This is a genomic window from Variovorax soli, from assembly GCF_031454625.1.
In the GTDB taxonomy this organism is placed as follows: Bacteria; Pseudomonadota; Gammaproteobacteria; order Burkholderiales; family Burkholderiaceae_C; genus Variovorax; species Variovorax soli_A.
Genome location: NZ_JAVDRF010000002.1, coordinates 618,284 through 630,720 on the forward strand (window position 1 = coordinate 618,284; position 12,437 = coordinate 630,720).

The window sequence follows — 12,437 nt, forward strand, 5'->3', positions numbered from 1 at the left end:
CTGTTTCGCGCTCGAGATCTGGCGCGTTCAAGGTGTTCCATCCAATGAGGGAGATTGCAATGCGACTTTCCGCCATCTTGCTGGCCGCCGTGGCGGCTGCGGCATCCGTCGGGGCCTCGGCACAGGTGTCTGTCAACATCAACGTGCCTGGCCTCATCACGGTGGCGCCGCCGCCACCGCGCTACGAGGTCGTGCCGGCGCCGCGCGCCGGCTTCGTCTGGGTGCCGGGCAACTGGCATTGGCAGCAGAACGCCTATGGCTGGCGCGCAGGGTACTGGGAGCGTGCGCGACCGGACTATGTCTATGCACCCGGCCGCTGGGTGCGTGCGGATGGAGGCTGGCGCTGGGACGAGCCCAATTGGCGCCGTGCCGAGGGACGTGCCTACCGGCAAGACCGGGATGACGACCGGTATGACGATCGTCATGGTCATAGCGGCCATGACGACGGTCGCCACGGCGGCTACCACTGCCCACCGGGTCAAGCCAAGAAGGGGAACTGCTGAGCGCAGAACCCCCGAGCCGGTCAGGGCCGTGCGACCTTCCAGACGTTGTTGAAGCCGTCGCCCGTCTTGTCGCCGGCCTTCATGTCCTTGGACCAGTAATGGAGCGGCCAGCCCTTGTAGGCCCACTGGCGCTTGCCGTCTTCGCGCACGATGATGGTGTAGGCGCCCATCGGCTTGGCGGTGTCGGCCGCGATCAGGGGCGGCCAGTTGGTTGCGCAGGGCCCGTTGCAGGCTGACTTGCCGCTGCCCGCGGTATCACGGCCGAAGGTGTAGAGCGTCATGCCGGTCGGACCGATCAGCACGCCGTCGGCGGTGCGGGTCGGGGTGTCCGGCACCGATGCGGTCCTGGACATGCCGCCGCAGCCGGCGAGCAGGGCGGCCGCGAGGATCGAGGCGCTGAGCAGTTTCATGATGACGTTTCTCCTTCGTTGAACAAACAGGTTGAAAAAGGCTGCGGCGGCATGGCGTCCCGGCCTAAAGCTGGCGGTACACCGCGCCGGCCAGGTTCAGCAGCACCTCGCGGGGCAGGTTGCCCGTCAGTGCATAGCCAAATCCCTGGTCGACCCAATAGAAGCTCCGCACCGCTCCTTCCTGCGAATAGCGGAATGCGCTTTCTCCCGCCCGCCCTTGCGGCGCCGAACCGGCGTTCAGGCTGCCGATGTAGAGGGTCAGGCGCTCGCCGTCGCCGCGCTCGAACATGAACTGTGCCCGTGCCCCCTCGACACCGGGCAGCAGACGGCCGCCGACGAGCGCGTAGCCCTGCGCCGACAGATCGGGCACCTTGAGCGGCTTGTCGAGCCGTCTGGAGAGCCACTGCACCAAATGCTGTTGCTCCGTCGCGGCCACTTCGACGGGGTGGCGCTTCTCCGGCGCATAGACGGCATGTGCGACGGTGGCGGCATGCACGAACTCCCGGGTCGCGGGCGCGCTGGCCCGCAAGGCCGTGCGCTGGTTCTCCCACGCCAGGCTCCCCAGCCAGCCGACGCCGAAGGCCACCAGCAAGCCTGCCGCGATGCCGCTCCATCGCATCCAGCGCGCATGCTGGCTCTGGCGCGCCGCGACCATCTCCGCCGCCGCGAGCAGCGAAGGCGGAATGGGCTCGTCGAGGACCTCCCCATGCAGCCGGCGTAGCGCGTCACGCTGGGCACGCCAGGCGGGCTGATCGGTGTCGGGCGTCGAGGAAGAGGGCGGCTTCATGGCGATGCGTTTCACTTGAGACGCCGCAAGCCGGCACGGCCCGCTGCCGGCGGCGGGGCGCCTTCCATCAGGTCCTGCAGGCGTACGCGCGCCCGGGCCAGCCGCGACATCACCGTGCCCAGCGGGACGTTCAGCACCCGGGCGAGCTGGGCATAGGACATGTCTTCCAGGGCCACCAGCAACAGCGCGGCGCGCTGCTCCTCGGGCAGCAGCAGCAGGCAGCGCTGCAGGTCGATGGCGCGGTCGCGGGCGCCGTCGGCGCCGGGCAGCTGCGCAGCGACCTCGTCGATGTCCACCGTGGCGCGCGGCGGCGCGCGCCGCACCTGGCTCGCGAACACGTTGTGCATGATCGTGAAGAGCCAGGCCCGCAGGTCGCTGCCGACGATCCACAGCTGCCACTTGTGGCAGGCGCGCTCCAGTGTGTCCTGGACCAGGTCATCGGCCGCCCAGGCGTCGCCGGTCAGCGCGCGTGCATAGCGCCTGAGGCTGGGGATCTGGTCGATGAGCGCGCGTGAATCCATCACTGCATGAACGCCGGGAAGCCGCAGCTTATTCCCGGCGCCGAGAAAAAAATTCGATCAGCGCTCGGCGGCGCGCAGCACCCGCGGCTTGATCGCCTTGGCCGGGTTGCCGCCATAGACGGTCCAGGCTTCGAGCGAGCGAAAGGCCACGCCGCGTGCGCCGAGGACGGCGCCTTCGCCCACCTCGACGCCAGGGCCGACGAAGGCCTCGGCCGCGATCCAGGCGCCAGCGCCGATGGTAATGGGGCTGGCCTTCAGCTGGAAGGTGGCCGATGCGATGTCGTGGGTGCCGGCGCACAGGTGAGCGCCCTGCGAGACCAGCGCGGCACGCCCCAGCGTGATCGGCGCCATGTTGTAGCAATTGACCCGCTCGGCCAGCAGGGCGCGGTCCGCCAGGTGCAAGTGGGGCGGATACCAGACGCGCGCGCTGCCGCGCACGTCGCAAGCCTCGCCCAACTGCGCGCCGAAGAGCTTGAGCAGGAAGCGCCGCCAGAAGCGCATCTGCGGCGGTGTCCAGGAGGCCAGCAGCGCCCAGCTGACGTTCCAGGCCGCGCGCAGCAGGCGGTTGCGCAGCGAAAAGCTGGGGCCGCCCTGGAGGGGATTGGTTTGCTCGGCGTCGAGGGGTTGGGCGGCCATGGCGTCGTTCCTTTCGGGGCCGGTCAGCGGTGCCGGCTCTTCATGGCCCGCTCGACTTCGCGCTTGCCTTCGCGGTCCTTGATGGTGTCGCGCTTGTCGTGCTCGGCCTTGCCCTTGGCCAGCGCGATCTCGCACTTCACCTTGCCGGCCTTCCAATGCAGGTTGAGCGGCACCAGGGTGTAGCCCTTCTGCTCGACCTTGCCGACCAGGCGCCGGATCTGTTCCTTGTGCAGCAGCAGCTTCTTGGTGCGCACCGAGTCGGGGTTGATGTGCGTCGAGGCGGACTTCAGCGGATTGATCTGGCAGCCGATGACGAAGAGTTCGCCGTCGCGGATCACGACATAGCCGTCGGTCAGCTGCACCTTGCCCTCGCGCAGGGACTTCACTTCCCAGCCTTCCAGCACCATGCCGGCCTCGAAGCGCTCCTCGAAGAAATAGTTGTAGGCGGCCTTCTTGTTGTCCGCGATCCTGGAGGAGGTGTCTTGTTTCTTGGTGGCCATGGCTTCGTTATGTAGGGGCGCATGGCATCCACACAACGGTCAAACGCACGCACTCGCGCGATTCTATGAAATGAAGCCGTGCCCCTCGGGTCGGCCGCAACCGCGGCGGCGGGCCGCGGCGGCCTTCATACAATCCAAAGCAGCCTCCGATTCTTTTTCATGAAAGCAGTCCACAAGTCCATCCTGATCTGGTACAGCGCCGAGGAGATGTACAAGCTGGTCACCGACGTGGCGAGGTATCCCGAGTTCCTCCCGTGGTGCGACAAGGCCCGCGTGATCGAACAGGACGAAGGGGGCATGACGGCCGAGGTCGGCCTGGCCTTCAGCGGCTTCCACCACAGCTTCACCACCCGCAATACCCATGTGCCGGGGCGCGAGGTGCATTTGCGGCTGGTCGACGGGCCCTTCTCCAACCTCGATGGCGTCTGGAAGTTCACGCCCGTGGGGGAAGAGGGCGAGCGGGCCTGCCGCGTCGAGCTGAACCTCAGCTACGGCTTCAGCAACTTCGCGCTGCAGGCCTTGGTCGGGCCGGTGTTCGACAAGATCGCGTCGAACCTCGTCGAAGCGTTCGTCAAGCGCGCCGAGCACATCTACGGCCAGAGCTGATGCTCCAGGTGACGGTCGCGTATTCGCCGGGGCCGCGCGAAGTGTTCGAAGAGGAACTCGGCGTCGCAGAAGGCACCACCGTGCGCGAAGCGGTGCAGGCGAGCAGCCTGCCCGCGCGCTATCCGCAGCTGGCCTGGCAAGACCTGACGCCCGGCATCTGGGGCCGGGCCGTGGAATGGGAGCAGCGGGTGCAGGCGCTCGATCGCATCGAGCTGTGCCGTCCGCTCACGGTCGATCCGAAGATCGCGCGGCGCGAGCGCTTCCGGCAGCAGGGGGCGAGGGGGACGGGACTCTTTGCACGCCGGCGCAAGGGCGGCAAGCCGGGGTACTGACGCCGCGCCGGTTATTTGCAGTCGCTGTCGATCACCGACTGCAGGCGCTGGTTCTCCGCGGCGCGCATCTTGTCGTCCATGATCTCGCGTTCGCCCTGCGCATTGAGGCGGGCGACGCGCATGCCGCTGTCCATCGTGGCCTTGCCCTGTCGTGCGCGCTGGCAGTTCTCGGTCTTGGCCTGCGCCACCTTCTGCGCTTCGGCAGCCTGCTTGGCCTTCTCGGCTTCCTCGGCTTTGCGGGCTTTCTCCTCGAGTTCCTTGTCGATGCCAGCGGGCTTGGGACTGCTGGCGGGCCGGGGCGCAGCGGTCGACGCTGCAGCCTGGGCACCCGCATCGGGTGCGGCCCCTGGCACGGGGCTGAAGGTGGCGCGTGTCGAAGGCGCGGGGCCGGGGCGGCGGAGGATGTTCTTTTCCGGAATGTCCGGCGGGGGCGCGGTGTCGCTGAAAACTTTCTTGTTGTTCTGGTCGATCCATTGCCACTGGGCCTGGGCGGCCGTGACCGTGAGGAGGCAGGCCGATCCGAAAACGAGCAGGTGCGCGAGCTTCATGATGGCAGTTTAGCTTCGACTTACGTTTTGCAACGTCTTGCGTCGCGCTTTCGCGGGATTCGCGAGGCAATTGACCAACATCAGGATGGACCCGCGCGCCGGGCGGGCATGGCGCCATCGTTACAATCCGTCTTTTGGAGCTTCACCCATGCGCCTTCTCGGCAAAGCGCTCACCTTCGACGACGTGTTGCTGGTGCCAGCCTTCTCCCAGGTCCTGCCCAAGGACACCTCCCTCGCCACCAAGTTCTCCCGCAACATCACGCTGAACCTGCCCCTGGTCTCCGCGGCCATGGACACGGTGACCGAAGCCCGCCTCGCGATCGCCATCGCGCAGGAAGGCGGCATCGGGATCGTGCACAAGAACCTCACCCCCGCCGAGCAGGCCGCGCACGTGGCCAAGGTCAAGCGCTACGAATCCGGCGTGCTGCGCGATCCGGTGGTGATCACCCCGAGCCACACCGTGCTGCAGGTGATGCAGCTGTCCGAAGAGCTCGGCATCTCCGGCTTCCCGGTGGTGGACGGCGGCAAGGTGGTCGGCATCGTGACCGGCCGCGACCTGCGCTTCGAGAACCGCTACGACGTGCCGGTGAGCGAGATCATGACGCCGCGCGAGAAGCTCATCACCGTGCCGGACGGCACCACGCTCGCCGAGGCCAAGGCGCTGCTCAACAAGCACAAGCTCGAGCGCCTGCTGGTGATCAACAGCGCCTGGGAGCTCAAGGGCCTGATCACTGTCAAGGACATCACCAAGCAGACCAGCTTCCCGAACGCCGCGCGCGATGCCAGCGGACGGTTGCGCGTGGGTGCGGCGGTGGGCGTGGGCGAGGGTACCGAGGAACGCGTCGAGGCGCTGGTCAAGGCCGGCGTCGATGCCATCGTGGTCGATACCGCGCACGGCCACAGCGCCGGCGTCATCGAGCGCGTGCGCTGGGTCAAGAAGAACTATCCGCAGGTCGATGTGATCGGCGGCAACATCGCCACCGGCGATGCCGCGCGCGCACTGGCCGATGCGGGCGCCGACGCGGTCAAGGTCGGCATCGGTCCGGGCTCCATCTGCACCACCCGCATCGTGGCCGGCGTGGGCGTGCCCCAGATCATGGCGGTGGACAGCGTCGCGACGGCGTTGCAGGGCAGCGGCATCCCGCTGATCGCCGACGGCGGCATCCGTTATTCGGGCGACATCGCCAAGGCCATTGCGGCCGGCGCCAGCACCGTGATGATGGGCGGCATGTTCGCCGGCACCGAGGAGGCGCCCGGCGAGATCGTGCTGTTCCAGGGCCGCAGCTACAAGAGCTACCGCGGCATGGGCTCCATCGGCGCCATGCAGCAGGGCAGCGCCGACCGCTACTTCCAGGAGTCGACCACCGGCAATCCGAACGCCGACAAGCTGGTGCCCGAGGGCATCGAAGGCCGCGTGCCCTACAAGGGCTCGATGGTCTCGATCATCTACCAGATGTCCGGCGGCCTGCGCGCCAGCATGGGCTACTGCGGCTGCGCCACGATCGAGGACATGAAGAACAAGGCCGAGTTCGTCGAGATCACCACGGCCGGCATTCGCGAGAGTCACGTGCACGACGTGCAGATCACCAAGGAAGCGCCGAACTATCGGGCGGAATAAGTCTGCCCATGCAACATCAGAAAATCCTCATCCTCGACTTCGGTTCCCAGGTCACGCAGCTGATCGCCCGCCGCGTGCGCGAGGCGCACGTGCTTTCCGAAGTCCATCCCTGCGACGTCAGCGACGAGTGGGTCCGCGAGTATGCGAAGGACGGCACGCTCAAGGGCGTGATCCTCTCGGGCAGCCATGCGAGCGTCTACGAGGAATCCACCGACAAGGCGCCGCAGGCGGTGTTCGAGCTCGGCGTGCCGGTGCTCGGCATCTGCTACGGCATGCAGACCATGGCGCACCAGCTGGGCGGCAAGGTCGAAGGCGGCCACAAGCGCGAGTTCGGCTTCGCGGCCGTGCGTGCGCGCGGCCACACCGAGCTCCTGCGCGACATCGCCGACTTCACCACCGACGAGGGGCACGGCATGCTCAACGTCTGGATGAGCCACGGCGACAAGGTGACCGAGCTGCCGCCTGGCTTCAGGCTGATGGCCTCGACCGATAGCTGCCCGATCGCGGGCATGGCCGACGAAGAACGGCATTTCTATGCCTTGCAGTTCCATCCCGAGGTCACGCACACCCAGCAGGGCAAGGCGATCCTCGAACGCTTCGTGCTCGGCATCTGCGGTGCCAGGCCCGACTGGGTGATGCGCGACCACATCGCGGAGGCGGTGGAGGCGATCCGCCGGCAGGTCGGCGACGAGGAAGTGATTCTCGGACTGTCGGGCGGCGTCGATTCTTCGGTGGCCGCGGCGCTCATCCACCGCGCCATCGGCGACCAGCTCACCTGCGTCTTCGTCGACCACGGCCTGCTGCGGCTGAACGAGGGCGACCTGGTGATGGACATGTTCGTCGGTCAGCTGCATGCGAAGGTGATCCGTGTCGACGCCAGCGAGCTCTTCCTCGGCAAGCTGGCCGGCGTGAGCGATCCGGAGGCCAAGCGCAAGATCATCGGCGGCGAGTTCGTCACGGTGTTCAAGCAGGAGGCCGCCAAGCTCACCAGCGCCGGGGCCAAAGGGGCGAAGTGGTTGGCGCAGGGCACGATCTATCCTGACGTGATCGAGTCCGGCGGCGCCAAGAGCAAGAAGGCCGTCACCATCAAGAGCCACCACAACGTGGGCGGCCTGCCCGAGCAGTTGGGGCTGAAGCTGCTGGAACCGCTGCGCGACCTGTTCAAGGACGAGGTGCGCGAGCTCGGCGTGGCGCTCGGCCTGCCGCCCGAGATGGTTTATCGCCACCCCTTCCCGGGACCCGGCCTGGGCGTTCGCATCCTCGGCGAGGTGAAGAAGGAGTACGCCGACCTGCTGCGCCGCGCCGATGCGATCTTCATCGAGGAACTGCGCAACTTCAAGGACGCGTCGAGCGGCAAGAGCTGGTACGACCTGACCAGCCAGGCCTTCACCGTCTTCCTGCCGGTGAAGAGCGTGGGTGTCATGGGCGACGGCCGCACCTACGATTACGTGGTTGCGCTGCGCGCGGTGCAGACCAGCGACTTCATGACCGCCGACTGGGCCGAGCTGCCCTATGCGCTGCTCAAGAAGGTGTCGGGGCGGATCATCAACGAGGTGCGCGGGATCAATCGCGTGACCTACGACGTGTCGAGCAAGCCGCCAGCGACGATCGAGTGGGAGTGAGGAAAGCCCTGGACGCTGGCGGCAGCGCCAGGTGCCCGAGGGCCGTGGCAGCACCAGCCGGTCGCCGGCGTGCTGGACTGCGTAGCGCTTTTGTGGGATACCCCGCGCTTCCAATCGTGGGGCGACAGCCTAGACTACGAAGGTACTAGGTTTCGGCGTCGCAGCGCAGGCGGGCGCCGACCGCACGCTCTCCCTCGGCCCTGACCCATGCCCCGACCCTTCGAAGAAGATCCCGCAGCAGAGGATGACCCGACCGACGAGACCCCCGGGCGGCGCCGGTACCTGACCATCCTTTTCTCGGACCTCTCCGACTCCACCCGCCTCGGCGAGCTGATGGAGTCCGAGCTCTACGCCGGCATGCTCGCCCAGCTGCGCCGCCTTTGCCGGGAGATCATCCCGCGCCACGGCGGCAACATCGCCCGGATCCAGGGCGATGGCGTGCTGGCCTTCTTCGGCTACCCCGAGACGCGCGAGGACGACGGACGCCGCGCGACCGAGGCCGCGCTCGAACTGCACGCGGCCGTGAGCCGGATGGGCATCGCGGGCGCCCGATTCCCGGCCGGTGCGCTCACCTTGCATTCCGGCATTCACGCGGGGCTGGTCCTTCTTTCGGAGGGCGACGTGGAGCGCGGCCGCTTCGAGCTGCTGGGCAACGTACCGAACATCGCCGCGCGCCTGTCGGACCTTGCCGAGCGCGACGACATCTGCGTCAGCGACGAGACGCTCGGGCCGCATGTCCAGTTCTTCACCTGCAGCGAGCCGGCACTGGTGCAGCTCAAGGGGCGCGCGCAGCCCCTCGCCATGCGCCGGGTGCTGGGCCGTGCCCCGGCGCCGCAGCGCTTCGAAACCATGGAGCGGCGCAGCCTCTGCCCCTTCGTCGGCCGCGAGGCGGCGTTGCGCCTGCTGCGCGACCGCCTGCGCATGGCGATCGCCGGCGATGCGCAGTGCGTCGTCGCGTCGGGTGGCCCCGGCGTCGGCAAGACGCGCCTGATCGACGAATTGCGCCGCCATGCCGCCGCCGGCGAATGCCTCACGCTCCAGGGCTACTGCGGCACCTATCTCGCGGAACCGTTGCAGCCCTTTCTGCAGATGCTGCGCACGCTGTTCGGCCTCTCGCCGGGCCTGCCGGCAGAGCCTGCGCAGGCCCATCCGCTCCTGGCGGCGCTGGAACAGGAAGAGGGCGGCGCGGCCGTGCTGGCCCAGGCGCGTCAGCTCGTGGCGCCGCGCGAAGAGGCGCGCGCCCCCTCGAGTGCCGGTGCCGCGGTGCCGGCGCTGCGAAGCCTGTTCCAGCGGCTCGCGGCGCGCCAGCCGCTGATGCTGGTGGTGGACGACTGGCAATGGGCAGACGAGGCCAGCCAGCAGGCCCTCGATGCGGTGCTGTCGCTGCGCGGCCCGATCTTCGTCGTCGCCGCCACGCGGGCGGCGGTGGGTGAGAGCCTGTTCCTCGCGCCCGTCACCACGCTCGAGCTGCAGCCGCTGGACGATGACGAGGCGGCCAAGGCGACGCGCCACCTGCTGCCGGGTGCCGATCCCTTCGTGGTGGCCGAGATCCAGCGCTATGCCGGGGGTATCCCGCTGTTCATCGAGGAGCTGTGCCACTCGGCTTCGGCGCAGGGAGCACAGTGGCTGCGCGAGCTTCGGCTGGGCAGCGCGGCCTGGCTCACCGCCCTGATCGAGTCGCGCGTCGAGCGGCTGCCGCCCGAGCAAGCCGAACTGTTGCGCGCCGCGGCCGTCATCGGCGGCGTCTTCCCGGTCTGGCTGCTGGAGCAGCTCACCGGGCATGGCGCGGACGATCCGCTGGTCGTGGCGCTGGCCGAGCAGGATTTCGTCTTCGCGGGCGAGCAGCCCGGGACGCTGCGCTTCAAGCACGGCATCACCCGCGACGTGATCTACGAGGCGGTCGGCCTGCACCGGCGCCGCGAGATGCATCGCCGCATCGCGCAGGTGCTCGAGAGCCGCGGCGAAGGGGCGGCCCGGGAGGAACTCTACGAGGCCCTGGCCTACCACTGCGCCGCCGCGGCGCTGGACGAGCCGGCGGCGCTTTATGCCGAGCGGGCCGGCGACAAGGCCATGGCCGCCTCGGCACTGGACCGTGCGCGGGCGCAGTACTCGGCCGCCCTGACGGCACTGGATGGACTGGTGTCGCATCGATACCCCGATGCCGGCGTTGCGCCCGGAGCACGTGCTGGCGTTGCTCCTCCTCGCCATGGCGAAGGCCATGACGCAACGCCCCCGCGCGCGCCCTCGCGCGAGCTGGCGCTGCGCTGGTGCGCGATCGCGCAGAAGCTCGGCATGGCCTGCGTGTTCGATCCGCTGGGGCTGGCAGACGGCGTGGCGATCTTCGAGCGCGGCCTGACGCTGGCGCGCCAGAGCGGCAGCATGGATGCCATCGCGCGCGCCTCCTACTGGCTCGGCTACATCTGCTATGCCAAGGGCATGTCGAAGTCAGCGATCGCGCATGGCGAAGCCGCGCTGGACCTCGCCACGGAGATCGGCGATGCGCGGCTCGCCGCGCAGGTGCGCGCCACGCTCGGCCAGGCGCTGCTGGCCGCCGGCGATTACCGCCGGGCCTTGGTGCTGCTGGACGCCGCGGTGGACAGCAAGCGGCGCCAGAGCCGTCCCGGCAGCAGCCTGGCCGTCGGCTCGGCCTATGCGCTGGCCTGCAAGGGCTACCTGCTGGGCGACCAGGGGCACTTCGCGCAGGCCGATGCGTGTTTCGCCGAAGCCCTGCACCTGGTGGGCGATTCGCTGCACCAGGTCTCGGCCTCGGTGCGGCACTGGATCAGCGTGGTCTACCTGTGGCAGGGGCGTTGGGAAGAGGCGCTGCGCGTGGCCGAGCGCGCGTCGGAGATCGCCGAGCACGTGAAGAGCCGCCAGCAGCTCGCCATGGGCCGTGCGCTGGCCGGCTACGCGCAGTGGACCCTCACGCGCGACCCGGACGCCCTGCAGGCGGTCCGCGATGCGACCGCGTGGATCGACGCGCGCAAGGGTGGCCTTGCCACCTCGCTGAACCACGGCTGGCTGGTCGACGGCGCGGTCGCCACCGGCCGCACCGAGGAGGCGCGGCGCCACGCGGCGAGGCTGTTCATGCGGGTGCGCCAGCAAGACCGCATCGGCGAGGCCCTGGGCTGCCGTGCCCTGGCCCGCGCCGCCGCCAAGCTCAACGACTTCGCGCGCGCGGAGCACTACCTCGCCGGGGCCGAGCGCTCGGCGCAGGCGCGCGGCTCTGCGCACGAAGCGGCGGTGAACCAGCTGTGCCGTGCGCAGATCGAAGTGGGCCGAGGCCGCGTCGCCGAGGCCCAGCGGCTGCTCGATGCGGCCTGCACGGCGTTCGAGCGCATGGGCATGCGCTGGCACCTCGAGCGCGCGGAGCGCACGCGCGACATGCTCTAGGGCCTGTTGACAGGCCCTGGTCACACGGGGATCTTCGCGGCCACCTTGTCGGCCACCAACCCGAACCCGGTCGGAATGGTGGGATGGAGCTCGTTCTGCCAGAACTCCTGGTAGTCCGCGTCCAGCGTGGACAACGTGCCGCGCAGGTTCGCATGCAGCACGTGCTGGAACTCGGGGTTCTGCAGGAGCGCGATCTGCATGGCGTTGAGCCGGTCGATCAGCGTCTTCAGGATCTTCTTGCGATCCTCCAGTGCGTCGTAGCCCAGCTCGACCAGGCCCGGCTTCAGCCAGACGTTGAGGAAGACGCCGCGGCCATCGGGCACCGGGTAGTCGTAGCCGTGGATCAGGATCGGCACCTTGCGCCCGACGGAGGCGAGGCTGACGGTGGAGATGGCCGAGAGCATGACGGTCAGCAGCTCGCGCAGGCGGCCGTCGACGATCTTCAGGAGCATCTCCTCCTTGACCGGCTGTGCGTGGCCCTCCGCCGCCGGATGGATCATCGACTTGAGCGTCTGCTTGTCCCCCACCACGTCGTTGCCCCCGCCCGAGAGCAGGATGGCCTTCAGGCTGCTCTTCTCGTCCGGGCTCAGGCCCTGGATGCGCGCGGTCAGCCATTTCAGCTGTTCGCCGCGGGTCGTGTCGTCGAGGTCGGGGAGGACGTCGCCCGGCGGCACCTCGAACACCATCTCCGCGAGCGTGCTGCCGGCGCGGGCGCGCGAATCCACGGTGTAGTGGAACTTGCGCTCCAGCACGTCGAGCACATCTCCGCGCGGCCAGTAGGCGAACCAGGAGTCGCCGACCGCGAGGAGCATCTTCTGCGCCACGGCGAGCGGCGCGACCCCGACGCCGCGCGCCAGCCTCCGGCGCTGCCCCTCCACCAGGAAATCGCCGAGCCGCCGACCGCGCTCGATCGCCGGCTGGTCCTTGTCGTACGTGCCCATGTCGCGCTCCTTTGCAGCCG

13 protein-coding genes are annotated in these 12,437 nt (G+C 68.8%); 6 read left to right on the forward strand and 7 right to left on the reverse strand.

Annotated elements, in window-relative coordinates:
* The first annotated feature begins 59 nt into the window (after positions 1 to 59).
* A complete protein-coding gene (locus J2739_RS06905) occupies positions 60 to 503 on the forward strand; it encodes a hypothetical protein (protein ID WP_309899861.1) in 444 nt (147 codons plus the stop codon).
* 20 nt (positions 504 to 523) lie between these two features.
* Here the strand turns inward: J2739_RS06905 and J2739_RS06910 are convergent, their stop codons facing one another.
* The 5 genes from J2739_RS06910 to smpB form a co-directional block, all read right to left on the reverse strand.
* Positions 524 to 913, reverse strand: a complete 390-nt coding sequence (locus tag J2739_RS06910; protein WP_309899863.1) for a COG4315 family predicted lipoprotein — start codon at positions 911 to 913, stop codon at positions 524 to 526.
* Between the two features lie 64 nt (positions 914 to 977).
* On the reverse strand, positions 978 to 1,700 hold the full coding sequence (locus J2739_RS06915; protein WP_309899865.1) for an anti-sigma factor family protein: 723 nt from the start codon (positions 1,698 to 1,700) through the stop codon (positions 978 to 980).
* Positions 1,701 to 1,711: 11 nt separating this feature from the next.
* A complete protein-coding gene (locus tag J2739_RS06920) occupies positions 1,712 to 2,221 on the reverse strand; it encodes a sigma-70 family RNA polymerase sigma factor (protein ID WP_309899868.1) in 510 nt (169 codons plus the stop codon).
* 57 nt (positions 2,222 to 2,278) lie between these two features.
* Complete coding sequence (locus tag J2739_RS06925; protein ID WP_309899871.1) at positions 2,279 to 2,857, reverse strand: LbetaH domain-containing protein; 579 nt, start codon at positions 2,855 to 2,857, stop codon at positions 2,279 to 2,281.
* 23 nt (positions 2,858 to 2,880) lie between these two features.
* Complete coding sequence (smpB, locus tag J2739_RS06930) at positions 2,881 to 3,357, reverse strand: SsrA-binding protein SmpB (RefSeq protein ID WP_068685526.1); 477 nt, start codon at positions 3,355 to 3,357, stop codon at positions 2,881 to 2,883.
* 159 nt (positions 3,358 to 3,516) lie between these two features.
* Here smpB and J2739_RS06935 point away from each other — a divergent pair, with 159 nt between their 5' ends.
* Complete coding sequence (locus tag J2739_RS06935; protein WP_309899872.1) at positions 3,517 to 3,963, forward strand: type II toxin-antitoxin system RatA family toxin; 447 nt, start codon at positions 3,517 to 3,519, stop codon at positions 3,961 to 3,963.
* Entirely contained in the window at positions 3,963 to 4,295 is a 333-nt protein-coding gene (locus J2739_RS06940; protein WP_309899874.1) for an RnfH family protein, read from the forward strand. The genes J2739_RS06935 and J2739_RS06940 overlap by 1 nt, the downstream gene beginning before the upstream one ends.
* 11 nt (positions 4,296 to 4,306) lie before the next feature.
* On the opposite strand, the gene J2739_RS06945 is transcribed toward J2739_RS06940, so the two are convergent.
* Entirely contained in the window at positions 4,307 to 4,843 is a 537-nt protein-coding gene (locus J2739_RS06945; RefSeq protein ID WP_309899876.1) for a DUF4124 domain-containing protein, read from the reverse strand.
* 148 nt (positions 4,844 to 4,991) lie between these two features.
* Between J2739_RS06945 and guaB the strand changes: the two genes are divergently transcribed.
* The 3 genes from guaB (at position 4,992) to J2739_RS06960 (ending at position 11,476) form a co-directional block, all read left to right on the forward strand.
* Complete coding sequence (gene guaB / locus J2739_RS06950) at positions 4,992 to 6,461, forward strand: IMP dehydrogenase (protein ID WP_309899878.1); 1,470 nt, start codon at positions 4,992 to 4,994, stop codon at positions 6,459 to 6,461.
* Between the two features lie 8 nt (positions 6,462 to 6,469).
* A complete protein-coding gene (guaA, locus tag J2739_RS06955; RefSeq protein ID WP_309899880.1) occupies positions 6,470 to 8,083 on the forward strand; it encodes a glutamine-hydrolyzing GMP synthase in 1,614 nt (537 codons plus the stop codon).
* A 207-nt stretch (positions 8,084 to 8,290) separates the two neighbouring features.
* Complete coding sequence (locus J2739_RS06960; protein ID WP_309899882.1) at positions 8,291 to 11,476, forward strand: ATP-binding protein; 3,186 nt, start codon at positions 8,291 to 8,293, stop codon at positions 11,474 to 11,476.
* A 20-nt stretch (positions 11,477 to 11,496) separates the two neighbouring features.
* Here J2739_RS06960 and J2739_RS06965 read toward each other — a convergent pair whose 3' ends face one another.
* A complete protein-coding gene (locus tag J2739_RS06965) occupies positions 11,497 to 12,417 on the reverse strand; it encodes a hypothetical protein (RefSeq protein WP_309899884.1) in 921 nt (306 codons plus the stop codon).
* Positions 12,418 to 12,437 lie beyond the last annotated feature (20 nt).

Excerpts from the sequence above, each read along its gene's own strand:
- J2739_RS06905 (WP_309899861.1), top strand. The coding sequence starts at position 60 with ATGCGACTTTCCGCCATCTTGCTGGCCGCCGTGGCGGCTGCGGCATCC.
- J2739_RS06910 (WP_309899863.1), bottom strand. The coding sequence starts at position 913 with ATGAAACTGCTCAGCGCCTCGATCCTCGCGGCCGCCCTGCTCGCCGGC.
- J2739_RS06915 (WP_309899865.1), bottom strand. The coding sequence starts at position 1,700 with ATGAAGCCGCCCTCTTCCTCGACGCCCGACACCGATCAGCCCGCCTGG.
- J2739_RS06920 (WP_309899868.1), bottom strand. The coding sequence starts at position 2,221 with ATGGATTCACGCGCGCTCATCGACCAGATCCCCAGCCTCAGGCGCTAT.
- J2739_RS06925 (WP_309899871.1), bottom strand. The coding sequence starts at position 2,857 with ATGGCCGCCCAACCCCTCGACGCCGAGCAAACCAATCCCCTCCAGGGC.
- smpB (WP_068685526.1), bottom strand. The coding sequence starts at position 3,357 with ATGGCCACCAAGAAACAAGACACCTCCTCCAGGATCGCGGACAACAAG.
- J2739_RS06935 (WP_309899872.1), top strand. The coding sequence starts at position 3,517 with ATGAAAGCAGTCCACAAGTCCATCCTGATCTGGTACAGCGCCGAGGAG.
- J2739_RS06940 (WP_309899874.1), top strand. The coding sequence starts at position 3,963 with ATGCTCCAGGTGACGGTCGCGTATTCGCCGGGGCCGCGCGAAGTGTTC.
- J2739_RS06945 (WP_309899876.1), bottom strand. The coding sequence starts at position 4,843 with ATGAAGCTCGCGCACCTGCTCGTTTTCGGATCGGCCTGCCTCCTCACG.
- guaB (WP_309899878.1), top strand. The coding sequence starts at position 4,992 with ATGCGCCTTCTCGGCAAAGCGCTCACCTTCGACGACGTGTTGCTGGTG.
- guaA (WP_309899880.1), top strand. The coding sequence starts at position 6,470 with ATGCAACATCAGAAAATCCTCATCCTCGACTTCGGTTCCCAGGTCACG.
- J2739_RS06960 (WP_309899882.1), top strand. The coding sequence starts at position 8,291 with ATGCCCCGACCCTTCGAAGAAGATCCCGCAGCAGAGGATGACCCGACC.
- J2739_RS06965 (WP_309899884.1), bottom strand. The coding sequence starts at position 12,417 with ATGGGCACGTACGACAAGGACCAGCCGGCGATCGAGCGCGGTCGGCGG.